The organism is Caulobacter sp. 05T431 (assembly GCF_056665975.1).
Window position 1 is genome coordinate 59,769 of the sequence record NZ_JBFTKU010000001.1, and the last position, 18,392, is coordinate 78,160.

Annotated in this window: 12 protein-coding genes and 1 pseudogene; 7 read left to right on the forward strand and 6 right to left on the reverse strand. The window is 68.4% G+C overall.

Annotated features, from left to right (window positions below):
• Positions 1-191: 191 nt before the first annotated feature.
• From hisG to hisS, 3 genes and pseudogenes are all read right to left on the reverse strand, one after another.
• Complete coding sequence (hisG, locus tag AC1U89_RS00295; protein WP_479897646.1) at positions 192-1,157, reverse strand: ATP phosphoribosyltransferase; 966 nt, start codon at positions 1,155-1,157, stop codon at positions 192-194.
• A pseudogene (locus tag AC1U89_RS00300) lies at positions 1,154-2,325 on the reverse strand (ATP phosphoribosyltransferase regulatory subunit); the annotation flags it as partial. The gene hisG and the pseudogene AC1U89_RS00300, both read right to left, overlap by 4 nt.
• Positions 2,300-3,787 (reverse strand): histidine--tRNA ligase, encoded by a 1,488-nt coding sequence (gene hisS, locus AC1U89_RS00305; RefSeq protein ID WP_479897647.1) that lies wholly within the window; start codon positions 3,785-3,787, stop codon positions 2,300-2,302. The gene hisS and the pseudogene AC1U89_RS00300, both read right to left, overlap by 26 nt.
• Positions 3,788-4,190: 403 nt before the next feature.
• On the opposite strand from hisS, the gene AC1U89_RS00310 reads away from it, so the two are divergent.
• The 3 genes from AC1U89_RS00310 (at position 4,191) to AC1U89_RS00320 (ending at position 9,947) form a co-directional block, all read left to right on the forward strand.
• The gene (locus tag AC1U89_RS00310; RefSeq protein ID WP_479897648.1) at positions 4,191-6,308 is read left to right on the forward strand and encodes a hypothetical protein; all 2,118 of its coding nucleotides are present in this window, start codon (positions 4,191-4,193) and stop codon (positions 6,306-6,308) included.
• Between the two features lie 1,099 nt (positions 6,309-7,407).
• Entirely contained in the window at positions 7,408-7,626 is a 219-nt protein-coding gene (locus AC1U89_RS00315) for a hypothetical protein (protein WP_479897649.1), read from the forward strand.
• 227 nt (positions 7,627-7,853) lie between these two features.
• Positions 7,854-9,947 carry a TonB-dependent receptor plug domain-containing protein gene (locus AC1U89_RS00320; protein ID WP_479897650.1) on the forward strand — a complete coding sequence of 698 codons (2,094 nt, stop codon included), beginning with the start codon at positions 7,854-7,856 and terminating at the stop codon, positions 9,945-9,947.
• 149 nt (positions 9,948-10,096) lie between these two features.
• On the opposite strand, the gene AC1U89_RS00325 is transcribed toward AC1U89_RS00320, so the two are convergent.
• Positions 10,097-12,268 (reverse strand): TonB-dependent receptor domain-containing protein, encoded by a 2,172-nt coding sequence (locus AC1U89_RS00325; protein ID WP_479897651.1) that lies wholly within the window; start codon positions 12,266-12,268, stop codon positions 10,097-10,099.
• A gap of 107 nt (positions 12,269-12,375) precedes the next feature.
• On the opposite strand from AC1U89_RS00325, the gene AC1U89_RS00330 reads away from it, so the two are divergent.
• Both AC1U89_RS00330 and AC1U89_RS00335 read left to right on the forward strand, forming a co-directional pair.
• On the forward strand, positions 12,376-12,744 hold the full coding sequence (locus tag AC1U89_RS00330) for a BlaI/MecI/CopY family transcriptional regulator (protein ID WP_479897652.1): 369 nt from the start codon (positions 12,376-12,378) through the stop codon (positions 12,742-12,744).
• A complete protein-coding gene (locus AC1U89_RS00335) occupies positions 12,737-14,230 on the forward strand; it encodes a M56 family metallopeptidase (protein WP_479897653.1) in 1,494 nt (497 codons plus the stop codon). Before AC1U89_RS00330 ends, AC1U89_RS00335 begins: the two co-directional genes overlap by 8 nt.
• A 262-nt stretch (positions 14,231-14,492) precedes the next feature.
• On the opposite strand, the gene pgi is transcribed toward AC1U89_RS00335, so the two are convergent.
• Positions 14,493-16,112, reverse strand: coding sequence for a glucose-6-phosphate isomerase (pgi, locus tag AC1U89_RS00340; RefSeq protein WP_479897654.1), 1,620 nt, complete (start codon positions 16,110-16,112; stop codon positions 14,493-14,495).
• A gap of 109 nt (positions 16,113-16,221) precedes the next feature.
• Between pgi and AC1U89_RS00345 the strand changes: the two genes are divergently transcribed.
• Positions 16,222-16,713, forward strand: coding sequence for a hypothetical protein (locus AC1U89_RS00345; protein WP_479897655.1), 492 nt, complete (start codon positions 16,222-16,224; stop codon positions 16,711-16,713).
• Positions 16,714-16,867: 154 nt separating this feature from the next.
• On the opposite strand, the gene AC1U89_RS00350 is transcribed toward AC1U89_RS00345, so the two are convergent.
• Positions 16,868-17,476, reverse strand: a complete 609-nt coding sequence (locus AC1U89_RS00350; protein WP_479897656.1) for a redoxin domain-containing protein — start codon at positions 17,474-17,476, stop codon at positions 16,868-16,870.
• A 158-nt stretch (positions 17,477-17,634) separates the two neighbouring features.
• Between AC1U89_RS00350 and AC1U89_RS00355 the strand changes: the two genes are divergently transcribed.
• Positions 17,635-18,390 (forward strand): DUF1353 domain-containing protein, encoded by a 756-nt coding sequence (locus AC1U89_RS00355; protein ID WP_479897657.1) that lies wholly within the window; start codon positions 17,635-17,637, stop codon positions 18,388-18,390.
• The last annotated feature ends 2 nt before the right edge of the window (positions 18,391-18,392 follow it).

The window sequence follows — 18,392 nt, forward strand, 5'->3', positions numbered from 1 at the left end:
GAAGGGAGCTCTCTTTGGGCTCGTTTCTTCCTTGCAAGGGTTAGAAACGGCAAATCCGAGATGGTGTCAACGGCAACGATCCGGATTCCGTAAGGGGAAACGAAAATTTTTGACACAAAACCGTTAKATTGGACTGGCGGGTCAAACTTATCGTCGTTCTCCCACGATATTTTTGACAAGTCAGTCAAAACTTACCGATTCAGCTTCTCCCGAAGCTTGACCAGCACGGCCGAGCGCGACTCGAAGACATAGTCGGGACGCGAGACGGTGACCGGCTCGACTCCGGCCGCGCCCAGGGCGGCGGCGGCGTCGAAAAGGTCGGCGGCGGCCAGCAGGGCGCCGTTGGCCCGCCGGGCGCCCTGGCCGACGAACGGGGCCACGGCCGCCTGGCCCGCCGCGTCCTGCTCGGCCGGCCACACCAGGGTGGCCATGTTCCGCGCCCGGCCCTTGGCCTCGACCACCGACAGCAGGCGGGCCAGCGAGTCCAGCTGCCCGGCCGTCCACGGCGTGATCAGCGAGGCGGTCAGCTGGGCCTGGCTCTTGAGGATCACCCCGTCGCTCAGCACCTTCAGGCCGTTGGCCGCCAGGGTCGCCCCCGTGGTGGTGATGTCGACCACCAGCTCGGCCGCCCCGGCCGCCGGGGCCCCCTCGGTGGCCCCGCTGCTCTCGACGATCCGGTAGTCGGCCACGCCGTGGCGGGCGAAGAAGGCCCGGGTCTGGGTGACGTACTTGGTGGCCACACGGAGACGCCGGCCCGTCTTCGCAAGGTGCGCGTGACCCACCTCGTCGATGTCGGCCATGGTGTCGACGTCCAGCCAGCTCTTGGGGGCGGTCACCACCAGGTCGGCGCGGCCGAAGCCCAGGGCCCGCAGCAGCATGACCCGGGCGTCCATGTCGTCGCCGCGCTCGCGCAGCAGGTCCTCGCCGGTGACGCCCAGGTGCAGCTCGCCGCTGTCCAGGCCCGCGGCGATGTCGCCGGCCGACAGCAGGCGCACCGACACGCCCGGCAGGCCCGACAGCTCGGCCGAATAGCCGCGCGAGCCGCCCGACATCTCCAGCCGGAAGCCGCACTCGGCCAGCCAGGCCTCGACCTGCTCCTTCAGGCGGCCTTTTGACGGAATGGCGAAGATCATCTGCCCATTCACTGGAGTACTCATTCGCCGCCCCCCGCATAGGCTCGCGCCGGGCGCACCATGCAGCCCACGGCGCCGGTCTTGGTTTCCGCGCCCAGCCGGTTGGGCAGGCCGTCGTAGCGGCMGCCGGCGGCCACCGGGCGTTCCTCGTCCAGGGCCGCGCTGCGCACCTCGAACAGGAAGCCGTCGTAATAGCCGAAGGCCCGGCCGAAGGCGGCGGCCAGGGTCATGCCGTCCTCGGGCACGCCGCGCGCGACCAGGCCCGCCAGGCGCTTGCGCCAGCCGTCCAGGGCCGCGTCCAGCGCCCCGCGCTCGCGCCCGCCCAGGGCCGAGATGGCGTCCAGGGCCGCGCCCGGACGGTCGCCGACCGCCAGGAAGGCCCGCACGGCCTCGGCCTCGCCGGCCGACAGCGACCCGGCCTTGGCGGCCTGAGCCCGCTCGACCAGGCGGTGGGCGATCTCGGCGGGACGGCGGCCGCCCACCGGCTCGATGCCGGCGAGGCTCCACAGCTCCTGCAGCACCGCCGAGGCCTCGGCCTCCGGCAGGCCCGCCAGCAGCGCCGCGATGCGGCTTCCCTCTTCGCCCATTGCTTGTCCGAGGGCCGACGATCCGCCTTCGAGCTCGATCCTCAGCTGGCGCGGCTTGGTGAAGGCCCGCTTCAGCCGCGCGCCCAGGGGCGGGGTCAGGCCCAGGCTGTCGACGAAGGCCCCGAACAGGCTGACGTCGCCCAGCAGCAGGGTCAGGTCCGAGCGTCCTCCGGCCACGGACGACGCCCAGGCCAGGGCGGCGATCTCGGCGTCGGCGGCCACGGGATCGCCGGCCTCGAAGGCCTCGATCCCGATCTGCAGGAACTCCTCGGCCCGGTCGCTGCCGCGCGGCGCGACGCGGAACGCCTTGCCTTCGTAGAAGTAGCGGCCCGCGCCCTCACCCGCAGCGAGGTGCTGGCGCGCCACGGCCACGGTGAAGTCCGGCCGCAGGCAGGCCTCCTCGCCCGCGTCGCCCGAGACGACGAACAGCCGCGAGCGCATGGCCTCGCCGGCCAGGTCCAGCAGCAGGCCCAGCGGCTGCAGCACCGGCGCGTCGGTCGGCGTGGCGCCGGCGGCCAGGAACGGAGCGCGGATGGCGTCGAGCGCCTCCGCCGGGATGGAACGCTCGAGCCTCATGCCTTAGCCCCCGATGATCTTGCGGACCGCCGCGACCAGCTCGCCGCGCGGGATGGTCTGCTGGCCCGGCCGCTCGGCCTTCCAGGCGGCGTTGTCGGCCACGCCCGAGGCCAGCTCGCGGCCCAGGTCCAGGTCCTTGATGGTGACCGTGCCGGCCGCGATCTCGTCGCCGCCCAGCATGATCGCCGCCGGCGACAGCCGCCGGTCGGCGTATTTCATCTGCGGCCGCATGCCCGAGGTCCCGAGATACACCTCGGCCGGGATCCCCGCCGCGCGCAGCTCGCCGGCCACGGCGAAATATTCGCCCATGTGGGCCTGGTCGAAGGCGATGATCACCACCGGGCCCCGCGCCGCGCCGCCGGGCTCGCGCCCCGCCGCCCGCAGCGCCGCCGCCAGGCGCGAGACGCCGAACGAGAAGCCCGTGGCCGGGGTCTGCTGGCCGGTGAACCGCGCCACCAGGTCGTCATAGCGCCCGCCGCMGCCGATCGAGCCGAAGCTGACCTTGTTGCCCTTGTCGTCCGTGGTCGACAGCAGCAGCTCGGCCTCGAACACCGCGCCCGTATAGTATTCGAGCCCACKGACGATCGAAGGCTCAAAAAGAGCCTGGTCGTCGGCCACGCCCAGGCTCTTCAGGGCCGCGTCGATCTTGGCCAGCTCGTCCAGCCCCTCGTCGCCCTCGGCCGAACCGCCGATGACGTTGGCGATCTTCGCCAGCGTGTCCGAGCGCCCGCCGCTCCCCGCCTGGACGAAGTCCAGCACCGAGTCGACCGCCTTGCCCACCAGGCCCGCGCCCTTGGTGAAGGCGCCGCTCTCGTCCAGCCGGCCCTCGCCCAGCAGCAGGCGCACGCCCTCCACGCCCAGGCGGTCCAGCTTGTCGACCGCGCGCAGCACGGCCAGCTTCTGGCCGTTGGTCTCGACCCCGGCCGCGGTCAGCAGGCCGTTCAGCAGCTTGCGGTTGTTGATCTTCAGCACCGCCCCGCCGCGCGGCAGGCCGGCGGCCTGCAGGCCCTCGACCGCCATGGCGATGATCTCGGCGTCGGCCTCGGGACGGGCCGAGCCGACGGTGTCGGCGTCGCACTGGATGAACTCGCGGAACCGCCCGGGACCCGGCTTCTCGTTGCGCCACACCGGCCCGAAGGCGTAGCGGCGGAACGGCTTGGGCAGGGTCTCCCAGTTCTGGGCGGCGAACCGGGCCAGGGGCGCGGTCAGGTCGTAGCGCAGCGCCATCCACTGGTCGTCATCGTCCTGCAACGCAAATACGCCCTCGTTGGGACGGTCGCTGTCGGGCAGGAACTTGCCCAGGGCGTCGGCGTATTCGAACGCCCCGGTGTCCAGCGCCTCGAAGCCGTAGCGCTCGTAGACGGCCGACACCGCCTCCAGGATCGCCCGCTCGGCCCGCAGGTCGCGGGCGCGCTTGTCGGCGAAGCCGCGCGGATTGCGGGCCTCGGGACGGAAGGTGTTGTCGCTGGTCTCGTCGGTCTTATCGGTCATGGCGCGCGTCGGATCCTTAGAACTTCAAGGTCTCGACGGATGGCGCTCGTGCTCAAGCCCCATCCGCCTTGGGCGGGGCTCGGGCTGGGCGGTCGCTTTAGAGCGAACGGACCCGGCCGATCCCGCGAGGCGAGGTCGGATGGTGGTGGTGGCCGTGATGGTGCGGCGTGCGGGTCATTGCGGTGGGGCTTGTAGCGGATAGGGCGAGGCGGGGGAAGGGGGGCGGCTTGACGCCTCCGGCTTTCGCAGCAATGTTCTCTTTATGTTCCATAACGACCCGCCCATGTGGGCGGGTGTCAGGTCAATGCCCGCTCCCAACCATATAGCGCGCGCCTCGAGCGCCTTGACTTGGGATCGCTCATCCCTCCAGAAGTTTCGCCGTGGGCGAGGAATTCCAACAGCGATGACACTGGATATTCGTGGGAGCCTGAAAAACACCAAGATCAGCGCGAACCGATATGTCGTCTTCGAGGAGATGATATCGAACTCGATCGACGCCTTCCTAATAAGGCAAGACGAGTCGCCGTCAGAGATTGGCCTTCGAATCAAGATCGCGGTTAGCCTGATCACGACGGATCTGTTGGGGGAGGAGCTCGATGTGGCTGTCTCCTGCACTGACAATGGTTGCGGTCTCGGCGAAAAGCAGATCGACGCTTTCCTGACCAAAGACACTTCCTACAAGGACGACCTCGCGATCGCCGGCATCGGCAAGTGCAAGGGCGCTGGGCGGATTCAGTACTTTCACCACTTCGCCCGGGTCGGTCTCGCCAGCACCTACCGGAACGCATCAGGCGTCGAGAGCCGACGGCTGGCTCCCACCGAAGGCGCAAAAAAGCTTGAGCTTACGGACTTCACAATCAGCGCTGGGAACGAGGCCGATATAGGAACAACGATCAGCCTTGACCGGCTAAAGCCTCAGACTCGGGCCAACCTCTTCCGCCTCGAGCCCCTCAGCGAGGTCTTTTCCGCCGCCAATCTGCGGCGGCATGTGCTGATTGCATTCCTGCAAAGGCTGGTCAGTCTCCGCGCGAGACTCGGCGATTTTATCATCATCTTCGAGACGACAAATCCCGATGGCCGGATCGATACCGAAACTCTGAAGGCAGAGGATTTGCCGGAACCGGCTTCGGTGCGCCCGGTGGATGTTGCTGAGCGAGAGCCCAGGACCGGCGATCCGCTAGGAAAGAACCAGCGGTTCACCCTGACCCACTACAAGCTTGACGCTAGGGAGCTCGACCTGCGCCGCAATGCGATCGCACTTTGCGCCAAGTCCTCACCCGCGCAAGACATCACAGCTCGCTATCTACGCACTGGCGCTGAGATGAACAATCCAGTCGCTGGTCACTACCATCTCGTCCTCATCGAAGGAGAAATGCTAGATCGCCGGGTCAACGAGCAGCGGGATGGCTTCTGGGGTATTCCTGAAACGATACCGACTGGAGAATTGTTCGCCGACGAGACCGTCTCGTTCGAGGCCCTTTATGAGCAGATCGATCCCATCATATATGAACTGGTGACGCCAGTTTCCTGGAATAAAGAGGCCGTTATCCAGGACGTCCAGAACATGTTCGGCGTCATCCCGCAGATGCTGCAGGACACCGAAACCCGGGTGAATTACGGGGACACCGCCAAATCCGTCGTTGAGCGTGTGCTTAAGAAGTATCAGGATCGAATTATCAATGAGACTGCTGAGATTTTCGACCTGAAGCAGGAAATTTTGAAGGCAGAGCCACACACGGCAGATTATCGCGATAAAATACACGAACTGTCCTGGCGATACACCGCGTCACTCAAGAACTTCGATATGGCCAACCTCTCCCAACTAGTGGTGCGGCGGGCAGCGATCGTTGAGATACTAGCCTTGGCCTGCGGCCGACAACTCGAGGTTCAGACCGCTGAAGTCGGCCGAGCCCGCAATGAGGAGATCATCCATAGCATCTTCTTCCCGATGCGGAAGGACAGTACCGAGGCCAAGGATCACGATATCTGGCTGCTAAGTGAAGAATATCAATACTACGACTACATCGCATCTGATAAGCCGCTGTCCCGCATCCGCTGGGATGGCGATGGCCTGCTATTCGACAGCGGCGTAGACGACGAGCTTGCGAAAATTCTGGACCGCAGGACGGCCGACCATAAGGGCCGGCGCCCAGACATCGCCATCTTCAGCAAAGAAGGCTCCGCCATCATCGTGGAGTTTAAGGCTCCTGGCGTCAGCATGGACGAACATATTGGCGACCTGTCCGAATATGCTCATCTGCTCGCCGCAAAGTCCAAAGGTCGGCTTCGGAAATTCTATGGCTATCTGATTGGAGACACGATCAATCCCCTGCGCATGGCCGGATGGACACGCTTCGCGACGGGGAAGGGTTATTTCCGATCCGACCCTCTTCCCGACCCGGAGCATGGTCGCAACCTCGGCGAACTCTACGCCGAGATTCTGTTCTTCGAGGACGTAGTCGATCGCGCTCGAAAGCGAATTGGCGTCTACAAAGATAGGCTCAAGATCGAATTGAGCTAGGGAATCTTTCAGACAAATACTGAAGCAATATAGGCTTCTATCCAATGTTCGACTCTGGCGGCTCCACGCTGCCGATCGGCGAGGTTCCTCGATCTAGAGCAATCGGAACATCCGCGCGTAGCACCTCACATCTCACGGCGAGACGATCGCAGGACGGGACGGGTTGCTCAAGGACCGCCCTCCGGGCGGCCGCCCCGCGGCGCGCAGCGCCGTCCTTGACCAACCCGTCCCGTCCTGCACGCTGCAGCCTCCAAGAGATGTAAGGTTCGGCCCGACCTGGGGAGGTCGGGCGCGGCAGGGGGTTTCCTTTTAATCACCGTCATCCCGGGCCTTGTGCCCGGGACCCCTGGTTCAGCTCGCAAGTGAAGCGCATTGGCGCGCTGGCGCGCCACCCCTCCGCACTTGCGGCGGACAGAGGGGTTCCGGGCACAAGGCCCGGAATGACGGTTGAAAGGTGGGTGATGAAGGGCGGGCGATGGGGACAGACCTGCGTCCATCCTTGGGTGATCCACCACAAACCCCAACCCAATCAACGCCCTAGAAAATCTCGACCCAAATCGATCCTCGGCGTTCAGGCCGCCCGCATACTAACCCTCGCCCCACCACCGGGGAGGCCGTCCAGCTGGCGACCTGGCGGGTGGCGGGGGCGGTCGAGCGGGTAGCGGTCGTCGGGGTCCTTCGGGGCGCCTTCGCGGCGGTCCCGGGCAGGTTCTCCTCAGGAGACGAAGCCCGGGCGGCGGAGGATCGGCGGGCGCGGCAGGCGCGGGCTGAAATCGCCCGCGTGGTCCGGACGGGTTCGTCACCCTCCGCCCGCCGGGGGCCTCTCTCGGGAGCGGGTTAAAACCCCGCACCTCGAAGGCTCACCGGATAACGGCCGCGCGGAGCGTCCAGACCCTGTCGAAACGGTACACTCCAACACTAATCACCGGGCACGGCCCGGACGCTCCGCCGCCTCCCCACCCGCCGGGTTTCCCGGTCGGGGACATGCGCTCGCGCGTGTCCCAGCAGACGCAGTGCGCGATTTGGGGACACGCCCAAGGGCATGTCCCCGGCCGGGCGCGCCCGCCCCAACCCAGTCCAGCCCTTCACGGAGACTTCCATGACCAAGTACACACCGCCCGCCAACGATGACCTGGCCGCCTTCCGGGCGGAAAGCGACTTCGACAGCCTCACCGACGCGGAGATCGAGGCCCGGATCGAGGCCGGCCGAAAGGCGCTGGGGCGGGAAATCCAGCTGAGGATCCTGCACCTCCACGAGCGCGCGCGGTCGCGGCCGCCGGCCCAGGCGGCGAGCAAGCCGGGCAAGATCCGTCATTGAGCGCTTTTGGGGACACGCCGCGAGGGCGTGTCCCCGGCCGCGCTTCAGTGTTTCCCAGATCCACTAAAGTCTTAATGACGTCTTTACTGATTTATCCACAGCCGCCTCACAGTCCACGAACATGAACGCCGTGTAATATGACACCGAAGTAACCCACCTTTCCGGCTTGTAACTTGAGATGAATGTCCGGGGTCGGCAGTTATCGCCTCATCTGAGGGGATGACACGATGACCAAGACCATGCTGCTGGCGAGCGCCGCCGCCCTGTTTTTCACCGCCGGCGCGGCTCATGCCGCCCCTGGCGCCGCTGATGCGCCGCAGGCCGCCCAGGCTCCGATCCCGACCGGCCCGACGGCGACGGCGCCGCTGGACGACTCGGCCCAGAAGGGCGTGCTGGTCTTCACCCCCGACTTCTTCGCCGCCCAGCGCCCGAACACCGCCCTGGACATGGTCGAGCGCGTGCCGGGCTTCTCGCCCGACGACGGCGCGGGGACGCGCGGCTTCGAGGGCTCGGTCGGCAACATCCTGATCAACAACAACCGCCCGGCCTCGAAGAACGACCAGGGCACCGACGTGCTGGAGCGCACGCCCGCCAGCCAGGTGGACCGCATCGAGCTGATCCGCGGCGGGGCGCCCGGCATCGACATGCAGGGCTATTCGGTGGTGGTGAACGTGATCCTGAAGACGGCCGCCAGCCGCCAGTCGATCGTCACCTGGAACGCCTATCTGTTCGACGGCGGCCACGACGTCCAGGGCGGCAGCTACCAGTTCACCGCCAAGAACGGCGACCGCAGCTGGAGCGTGCTGCTGAGCGACGGCACCAGCACCAGCGACTCCAACGGCTCGGGCCGCGACATCATCCGCGACGCGACGGGGAAGGTGACGTCCGACCTGCCGTTCGCCAACGACGGCTGGGGCGGCGGCGACTCGATCCGCCTGAACTATGCGGGCCCGGTGGCCGGCGGCAAGCTGGAGGCCACGGCCCAGTACGGCATTCACGACTGGCAGGAGTGGCAGGAGATCGGGGTGACCGGCGGCCCCGACGGCTCGTACAGCGACTATGCCGAGGACACCAAGTCGGGCGAGCTGGGCTTGACCTACATCCGGCCGCTGGCGCCGAAGTGGACGCTGGAGACCCGGCTGATCCACCAGTTCGAGAGCTTCGAGAACGAGGCGACCGGCCGCGAGAGCTCACTGGGCGTGGCCAAGCCGGAGGCGCGGTTCACGTCCGAGGGCGACTCGTCGGAATCGATCCTGCGGGCCCTGGTCCGCCACGAGCGCAGCGCCGCGATCACGATCGAGGCCGGCGGCGAGGTGGCCTACAACATGCTGGACACCCAGCAGGCCTTCACCCTGGGCGGGACGGCGGTGGACCTGCCCAGCGCCTCGGTCAAGGTGGAGGAGCTGCGCGGCGAGGCCTTCGTCAAGGGGACCTGGCGGGTGAACCCGCGCCTGACCCTGGAGGGCGGGCTGCGGCTGGAGACCTCGACGATCAAGCAGTCGGGCGACGCCTCGGCCAAGGAGAGCTTCTTCTATCCCAAGCCGCGCTTCCAGCTGACCTGGACGCCCAAGGCCAACCACCAGGTAAGGGTCCGCTTCGAGCGCGAGCTGGGCCAGCTGGACTTCGGCGACTTCGTGGCCTCGTCCGACTTCGACGACGGCAACGTGCACGGCGGCAATGTGGACCTCAAGCCCGAGCAGCGCTGGATCTCGGAAGTGACCTTCGAGCGGCGGTTCTGGGGCGAGGGCATCGTCTCGATCGGCTATCGCCACGACGAGATCATCGACGTGATCGACCGCCTGCCGCTGGACGGCGGCCTGTCGGCGACGGGCAATATCGGCAACGGCACGCTGGACCGGCTGTCGGTCAACATCGTGGTGCCGACCGACAAGTGGGGGATCAAGGGCGGGCGGTTCACCTTCAAGAACGACTGGAACGAGACCCACGTCACCGACCCGACCACCCACCAGGACCGGCCGATCTCGGACGTGCGCCCGACCCAGGCCAATATCGGCTTCCAGCAGGACATCACCGCCTGGAAGACCCAGTGGGGGATCAACTGGCTGCCGAAGCTGGGCCTGGAGACCTTCGATCCGGACCAGACCAGCGGCTGGCGCGGGGCGGGCTATCTGGAAGGCTTCGTCGAGTACAAGCCCACCCCGACCCTGTCGCTGCGCGCCCAGCTGAACCTCTGGGACGACTTCGTGATCCGCCGCACGGTCTATGCCGACCGCGCCCCGCCGCGCCCCGTGGCCTTCACCGAGGAGCGCGACATCAATCCCAACACCTTCGTGACGCTGAAGCTGCGCAAGACGTTCTAGGCGCCTGGATTTGATTGGAGCTCCTCATCTCAAGTTGTCATCCCGGCCGTAGCGAAGCGAAGAGCCGGGACCCAGGGGCCGGTGCAGTGCGCCGGCCCCTGGGTCCCGGACAGCCTCTTCGAGGCTTCCGGGATGACAACGGTTTGAGGTTACTGGGGCGGTCCGCCCGGCCCCTGGAAGTCGAAGCCGGCGTCCTTGCGCTTGCCGCCCCCGAAGGTCCAGGCCAGGCTGACGCGCACCATCCGGGCGTCGGGATCGCGGACCACCAGGCTCTTCAGGGCCGGCGTATCGATCACGTCCTTGTTGCGATAGAGGCCCAGCACGTCCTGGACCGTGACCACCAGCGCCAGGCGATCGTCGATCTTGCGACGCCAGCCCAGGTCGATCCCGGTGGAGGACATGCTGTAGCCCTGGGCGGTCAGGCGCTTGCCGTTGATGAAGCCGTTGACCTGCAGCAGGTCCTTGGCCGTGGCCTGCCAGCTGAGGCTGGCCCGGCCCGAGGCGGCGGTCATCGAGCGCTTGTCGGCGAAGCCCAGGTTGKACGCGTCGATCTCGGACCAGAACAGGTTGGAGCTGAGATTGTAGGTCAGGGTCTTGGACAGCTTGCCGTTCAGCACCAGCTCCAGCCCGCCGTTGCGGCCCTGGGCGACATTGGCCTTGGTGGTGACGAAGACGCCGCCGCCGATGTCGGTGACCACGTCGCTCATCACCTTGTCGTTCAGGCGGTAGTACAGGGTGGCCATGGCCAGCAGGGGGGCCTTGCGGTACTGCCAGCCCAGCTCGAACGACTGGGTCTCCTGGGGCTTCAGGTTCGGGTTGCCGATCCGGTAGTTGACCGGGTCCAGCATGAACGGGACGGGGCTCAGGTCGAACGGGCCGGGGCGCTGCAGGCGTTCGCTGTAGCTGGCCGTCAGCTTCTGGCGCTCGCCCAGCGGGTAGGACAGGTGCAGGCTGGGCAGCCAGTCGGCCGTATCGTTCTCGTCCCTGCGGTTGGGCGTGGCCAGGTCCAGCTGGGACTTCTCGTAGCGCAGCCCGGCCAGCACGGTCAGCTCGCCCACCGGCCGCTCGTAGGTGGCGTAGGCCTGGCTCAGGGTCTGCTCGTAGAGGAAGACGCTGGTCAGCAGCGGGTCGGGGACCAGCGCGTCCAGGGTCGCGCCCCGGAAGCCCCGGTTGGTATAGCCGTTGTCATCGAACTGCAGGTCGAACCCCAGCTTCAGCGTCCGCCCCTCGCCCACCGGCCGGACATAGTCGCCCTTCAGGTCGGTCTGGCGGACGTCATAGCCCAGGCGCTGCTGATCGAAGCTGTCGGTGGCCGTCGGCAGGCTGTTGACGGTGTGGCCGGTTCGCACGCGGTTATCGTCGGTGACGTCATAGCTGAGCTTCAAGGTCAGCTCGTGGCCCTCGCCGTCCAGCTTGCGGCGCAGGTTGCCGCTGATCGCGGCGTTGTCCCGCCGCTGGCGGACGGTCAGGTCGCGGTCATAGGCCTGGGTCGGATCGCCGGCGCCGTCCTGCCGATCGGTGTGGGACTGGCTGTCGACGGCCAGGTCGAAGCGCGACAGCCGCGCCTCGCCGCCCAGCCGCAGCCTGTCGGTCAGATCGTAATCGACCGTGCCCTGGCCGGTGACGCTCTCGAAATGGAGCTGGCTCTGGCCCCGGGTCTCGCTGTCCAGGTCGGCCTGCCGGCGATGCTCGTACTCGACCTGGTCGGCCGCGTCGCGGCGATAGCCCAGGTCGCCCGAGGCCGACAGCTTGCCGCCATTGTAGCCGACATTGCCGCTGATCCCGCCGCGACCGCTGTCGCCGGTGGTCAGGCGCAGCCCGCTGGTGCGGCCGACCCCCTTGGCCTTCTTGGTGATCAGGTTGATGACCCCGCCGGTGCCGTCGCCCCGGAACTCGGCCGAGGGATTGGTGCTGACCTCGACCCGGTCGATGCGGTCGGCCGACATCTGCTGCAGCGCCTGGCCGCGCCCCTCGCCCTGGAACAGGCCCGAGGGCTTKCCGTCGATCAGGATGGTCACCGACGAGTCGCCGCGCAGGCTGACATTGCCCTGCAGGTCGACCTCGACCGACGGGATGTTGCGCAAGGCGTCGGCCACCGTGCCGGCCTGGCTGGAGAGGTCGCCGCCGACGCTGTAGCTGCGCCGATCGATCGAGGTGCGGACCTGGGGCGCGTCGGCCTTGACCTCCACGGCGGCGACGCCCGTGGCCGCCTCGGCGGGCTTTGGCGACGCGGACGGCGCGGCGGCGGGCGGAGAGGCGGGAGCCGCCGCCGGAGCGGCTTGAGCGGCGGCGAGCGCCGCCCAGACGAGGCCGATATGCACTTCAGTATCCCCCTTGGAAAGCCGCTGGCGGAGGCGGCGGAATGACTTATGATACAGCTGTACTTTCGATCAGAATACAAATGTACTTTCGGTAATGGAGGCGGTGCGTGCGGATTTCGGGCGCGGAGAGCCAGGTGATGGAAGCGCTGTGGCGATGCGGGCCGCTGACGCCGGACGGCGTGGTGGCGGAGGTGGGCGAGGCCCACGACTGGGCCCCCGGCACGGTCAAGACCCTGATCACCCGCCTGCTGCGCAAGGGCGCCATCGCCGGCTCGCGTGAGGCGGGCGGCTATCTCTATCGCCCGCTGATCACGCGCGACGACTATGTGCAGTCGGAAAGCCAGAGCCTGGTCGATCGGCTGTTCGGCGGCGAGGTGGCTCCGCTGGTCGCCCATTTCGCCCAGCACCAGGCGCTGACGGCCAAGGACGTCCAGCTGCTGAAGGACCTGATCGCGGAGATCGAGGACGATGGCTGACCTGCCGGAGCTCGGAGAAATCCTGCTGCGCGCCAACCTGGCCCTGGCCGTCGCGGTGGCCGGGGTGATGGTCCTGCGCCTGCCCGTCCGGCGGTTGTTCGGCGCGCGGATCGCCTACGGCCTGTGGATCCTGCCGCCGCTGGCCGTCCTGGCCATGCTGGTTCCGGCGCGAGTGGTGACCCTGCGCCTGGCCGCGGCGGCGATGGAAGCCACGGAAACGACGCTTCCCTCGGCGGCGCCGGCGCCCGACGCCCCGCCGTTCGACGCCCTGCCCTGGCTGGTCGCGCTGTGGCTGGCCGGCGTGTCGGCCTGCCTGGCCTGGCAGACCTKGCGGCAGCTGCGGTTCGCCCGCGCGGCCCGGGCCGGACGGGCCGGCCCCGCCGTGGTCGGCCTGCTGCGGCCGCGCGTGGTGACCCCGGCGGACTTCGCCCAGCGCTACACCCCGGCCGAACGCGAGGTGGTCCTGGCCCACGAGCGGGTCCACCTGGAGCGCGGCGACCCGGCGGTCAACGCCGGCCTGGCCCTGCTGACCTGCGTGAACTGGTTCAATCCGGCGGCCCACGCCATGTCGCACTGGCTGAAGATCGACCAGGAGCTGGCCTGCGACGCCCGGGTCGTCGCCGCCCACCCCAGGGCCCGCAAGGCCTACGCCCAGGCCATGCTGAAGACCCAGTTGGCCGCCCGCCCCATACCGTTGGGCTGCCACTGGTCCAGCCATCCGCTGGCCGAGCGCGTGCGGCTGCTGACCCGCCCGGCGCCCAGCCGGGCGCGTCGCCTGATCGGCGCCGGCCTGACCGTGACCCTGGCCCTGACGGCCGCCGTGGGCGCCTGGGCCGCGCGCCCGGCGCGGCTGGCCTTCACCTATGAGACCCCGGCGGCGTCMGCCCCCGAAGGCGCCGTGATCGAGCCCGCGGCCTATTCCCCCTCGGCGCCGCGCGCGCCGTCAGCGCCCGCGCGCCCCGCCAAGCCGCGCGGACCGACAGGGCGGGCCGAAGCCAAGCCCGCCGTCGCCCCCCTGGTCGCGGCCGCCGCGCCCGCTCCCGAGCCGATCCGCCCGCCCGGCCTTCAGCGCCCCGCGCGGATCATCCAGGCGGTGGCCGACCGCTCGCTGGTCCAGCCCGGCTCGGCGGTGCGGGTGGTGGCCAGCGGCCTGGCGCCCGACGGCGTCCCGCTGTGGTCGGATTTCACCGCCTTCGGCTCTCAGCGGCTCTATCGCAAGGGCGCCTACGAGCGGGGCGGCAGCCGCTATTCAGTGTTCACCAGCGTGGTCCAGGAAGGCGAGCGCCTGCGGGTCACGGTCAGCCTGGGCCGCGCCTTCCGGCCGGAACTGACCGGCGCGATCGACCTCGCMCCCGGCCAGACCGGCATCATCCGCATGCCGACCGGCCAGGCCATGGTCGTCACCGCCACCGTCCGCCCCGAGACACCGGAGGAGGTCGAGGAAGGGCGGAGAATGATCGAGCACGGGGATGGCGGCTGGGGGTGAGGGCGGTTTGAATCCCTCTCTCTTTGAGAGAGGGAGGGGCCCGCCGCGAAGCGGTGGGAGGGTGAGAGGTTACACTCTCTCAGGATAGGGCTCCGACGAAAACGGCCAGCCTCGATGGCCCGCGCGAACGCCTCCACGCGATGGAAAATGCTTGGCGGAAAGCTTCGGGATTTGCCGGCAGACGGTGAAACCACTCACCCTCCCACCGCCTGCGGCGGTGGGCCCCTCCCTCTCTCTTAGAGAGAGGGGATCAGCCCCCGCCCTACTTCTTCAGCCGCTGGATCAGCGCCGTCGTCGACGGGTCATGCGCGCCCACGGCCCCGCTCTCCAACTCCGGCAGGATGCGGCCGGCCATCACCTTGCCCAGCTCCACGCCCCACTGGTCGAAGCTGTTGATGCCCCAGATCACGCCTTCGACGAAGGTCTTGTGCTCGTAGAGGGCGATCAGGGCGCCGAAGGCCTGAGGCGTCAGGCGGTCCATCAGCACCAGGGTCGAGGGGCGGTTGCCGGCGAAGGTGCGTTGCGGGGCCAGGGTGGCGATCTCGGCCGTCGACACGCCCTTGGCCTGAAGTTCGGCGACCACGTCCTCCGTGGTGCGGCCCACCATGAAGGCCTCGGCCTGGGCCAGCAGGTTGGACAGCAGCTTCTCGTGCATGCCGGCCGGGCCCTCGTCGGACTTGGCCACGCCGATCAGCTCCATCGGGGTGATGTCCGTGCCCTGGTGCATGCACTGGAAATAGGCGTGCTGGACGTTGGTGCCCTCGTCGCCGAACACCACCGTGGCCGTGCCGCGCTTGACCGGCTTGCCGTCCGGACCGACCGACTTGCCGTTGCTCTCCATCTCCAGCTGCTGGAGGAACGAGGCCAGGCGGCGCAGGCGGTGCGAGTACGGGACGACCGAGCGGGCGCGGCGGTCGAGACCATTGCGGTTGAAGATCTGGGCCAGGGCGATCAGCACCGGGGCGTTGACCTCCAGCGAGGCCGTGCGGAAGTGCTCGTCCATGGCCGCCGCGCCGTCCAGGAAGCCCTGGAACACGTCCCAGCCGCAGGCCACGGCCACCGACAGGCTGACCGAAGACCACAGCGAATAGCGGCCGCCCACCCAGTCCCAGAAGCCGAACACCCGGTCGTCGGCCACGCCGAAGGCGGCGGTCTTGTCCAGGGCGGTGGAGATGGCGGCCAGGTGCTGGTTGGCGCCGGTCTCGCCCAGGGCGGCGGCCAGCCAGGCGCGGGCGGCGCCGGCGTTGGCCAGGGTCTCCTGGGTGGTGAAGGTCTTGGAGACCACGATGACCAGGGTCTCTTCCGGGTCCATGTCGGCCGTGGTCAGGGCGAACTCGGCGCCGTCCACATTGGCCACGAAGCGCAGGTCGATGCTCGGCTTCACCGGCCGCAGGGCGTCCCACAGCAGGCGCGGACCCAGGTCGCTGCCGCCGATGCCGATGTGCAGGATGGCCTTGAACGGCTTGCCGGTGGCGCCCTTGATCGCGCCCGAGCGGACGGCCTCGGCGAAGGCCTTCATCCGGGCGCGGACGGCCTCGACCTCGGCCATGACCGGCGCGCCGCCGGCCTTGACGTCCGCATCGGCCTTGGCGCGCAGGGCGGTGTGCAGGACAGCGCGGCCCTCGGACGAATTGATCGCCTCGCCGCCGAACATCCGGACCCGGGCGCCCTCGACGTCGGCCGCGTGGGCCAGGTCGAGCGCGGCCTCGAGGCCGGCCTCGTCCCAGGCCTGCTTGCTGAGGTCGACGTGCAGGCCGGCGACGTCCAGGGTCAGGGTCTCCAGGCGCCGGGGGTCGGCCTCGAAGAACTCGACGATGCGCTTTTCGCCGGCGGCCTTGGCGGCGGCTTCCAGGCGGGTCCAGGCGGCGTCGAGATCGGCCATGCGACATTCCTTCATGTGGTTTGGTAAATCGGCGTTTACCCGGGCGGGCTTAGCAAACCCCTGCCGCCACGTCATGGCAGACCAATGACGTTTTTTGCGGGAGGTCCTCATGTCGTGTGACGCCGTCGCCTTTTCGGCCATGCTGTTGTTCGCTTCGTTCAGTCCGGACGCACAGGCGAGCGCCGCCCCGGCCGTCGTCCAGCAAGGCCAGCCCCCGGCTTCCGTGGCTGGCGAGCCGCTGTTCGTCGACATCGTCGGCCGGGCCAAGACCCTGAAGGCCCGGACCGAGGCCTATCGCGCCGCCCTGCCCAAGGACCCCGCCGCCGTCGCCGCCGCCCTGAAGGGCTGGGACGCGTTCGGGGTGAAGATCGGCGAGCTGTCGGACCTGGACATGAAGGGCCACGTCACCCTGAAGGAGCGCGGGGCGGTCGACGACCTCAAGTGCATCCTGCGCGGCATCAGCCAGGACCTGCCCGCGAAGCTGAAGGCGGTGACCGAGGCCAAGACCGTCAAGGACCAGGACCTGGCCCTGCGCGACATGGTCTATCTGCTGAACGACAACGTCGAAGTGATCACCGCGCCGCCGCAGCCGGCGGCTTAGGGGCCCCTCAAATCCCGCTCATCCCGGCGAATGCCGGGACCCAGATCCCATGGCGTGGAATCTGACGGGATGGGCTCAGAGCTCAAGGAACCCACCACTCCGCCATTCCATCTGGGTCCCGGCATTCGCCGGGATGAGCGGGCCTAGGGCAAACCTAAGCGTCCCGATACTTCACCGAGCACCCGTACGGCTGGCTGTACGCCACGGCCACCTTGCGCCCCGCCTTCACGTCGTTCAGCGCGGCGGCGACGTAGTTCTTGGCCGTCTTCAGGTCCTCGACCCTGGCGCTGGGCGTATCGTCGATCGCGCCCTCGTAGACGATCTGACCGCCCTGATCGATGACGAACATGTGCGGCGTGGTCTTGGCCTTGTAGGCCGTGGCCACCGTCCCTTGCGGGTCCAGCAGGAGGGTGGTCGGCTTGGCGCCCTTGGCGTTCATCCAGGCCTTGGCGGCCGCCCCGTCCGGGAAGTAGCCCTGCTTGCCCGGCGCCGACGAGGCGATGGTCAACCAGACCACGCCGTCGGCCGTGGCCGCCTGCTGCAGGCCCTGCATGTTGCCGGAGTAGTGCTTGCGGACATAGGGGCAGCCCTCGTTGACCCATTCCAGCACCACGACCTTGCCCCTGAACTCGGCCAGCGAGCGGGTCTTGCCGTCCACGTCGACGGCGGTGAAGGCCGGGGCGGCCTTGGCGTGAGCCAGGGACGGGATCGCCAGCATCAGCGCGGGCAGGCCGGCGGCGACGAGACGACGGGTGATCGGCATGGCGGTTCTCCGGGTTGGAAGCCCTCCGGCGCGGAGGATTCCACAAAACCCCGTTCCGCGAAACACGCGCAGGAACTCCACGGGTCCTGCACGGCTCATCGCCGCACCTTCGCCATCGACGCTTGATAAGGCGAAGCTCGTTGTCCAGAAGACCGTTCATGCCGCCGAAGTCCAAGATCTCCGCCGCCCTCGTCGCCCCAATTGTCTTCCTGGGGGGCCTGACCCTGGCCGCGTGCGCCACCGAGACCAAGACCACGGTCTTCGTGCCGGTCGTGGCCCCGACCCCGCCCAGCTCGCTGACGCCGCAGCCGGTGATGTTGTTCAACCAGACCAAGGACGGCCGCAAGCTGTTCACGCTGGACGCCGAGTTCCCCTATTGCGACGTCGAGACCGGCAAGGTGATCGTGGTGCCGCGCTGGTACGTCACCGACTTCGCCAGCGTGCCCTGGTACGGCCAGGGCTTCGTCGACCCGCAGGGGCCGACGGCGCGGGCGGCCATCGTCCACGACTGGCTCTACACGATCGGCGAGCCGGGCAAGCGGCAGGAGGCCGACGACATCTTCCTGCGGGCGATGCTGAAATACGGCGTGCCGCCGTTCCAGGCCAATGTCGCCTACCAGGCCGTGCGGATCGGCGGCGAGAAGGGCTACGGCCTGCCCACCGACTGGAAGTTCACCGACCCCAAGCGCCAGGACCTGTTCCAGCCCCCGCCGTTCGCCAAGCCGCGCACCGGCGCGGTGCGCATCCTGCCGCGCTGCCAGGGCTTCGGGACGCTGATCCAGTCGGGCTGGCGGGCCTATCCGATCAAGGGTCCGGTGGTGACGCCGCCCCCGCCGGTGGTGGTCACCCGCACGCCGCTGGACCAGGTGAAGGAACGGCTGCCGTTCGGCGGCAAGGGCGACAAGAAGAAGTAGGG

Bases quoted from the DNA above. Each gene is read 5' to 3' on its own strand.
- AC1U89_RS00350 (WP_479897656.1), bottom strand. From the start codon at position 17,476: ATGCCGATCACCCGTCGTCTCGTCGCCGCCGGCCTGCCCGCGCTGATG.
- AC1U89_RS00345 (WP_479897655.1), top strand. From the start codon at position 16,222: ATGTCGTGTGACGCCGTCGCCTTTTCGGCCATGCTGTTGTTCGCTTCG.
- AC1U89_RS00320 (WP_479897650.1), top strand. From the start codon at position 7,854: ATGACCAAGACCATGCTGCTGGCGAGCGCCGCCGCCCTGTTTTTCACC.
- hisG (WP_479897646.1), bottom strand. From the start codon at position 1,157: ATGAGTACTCCAGTGAATGGGCAGATGATCTTCGCCATTCCGTCAAAA.
- pgi (WP_479897654.1), bottom strand. From the start codon at position 16,112: ATGGCCGATCTCGACGCCGCCTGGACCCGCCTGGAAGCCGCCGCCAAG.
- AC1U89_RS00355 (WP_479897657.1), top strand. From the start codon at position 17,635: ATGCCGCCGAAGTCCAAGATCTCCGCCGCCCTCGTCGCCCCAATTGTC.
- AC1U89_RS00310 (WP_479897648.1), top strand. From the start codon at position 4,191: ATGACACTGGATATTCGTGGGAGCCTGAAAAACACCAAGATCAGCGCG.
- AC1U89_RS00315 (WP_479897649.1), top strand. From the start codon at position 7,408: ATGACCAAGTACACACCGCCCGCCAACGATGACCTGGCCGCCTTCCGG.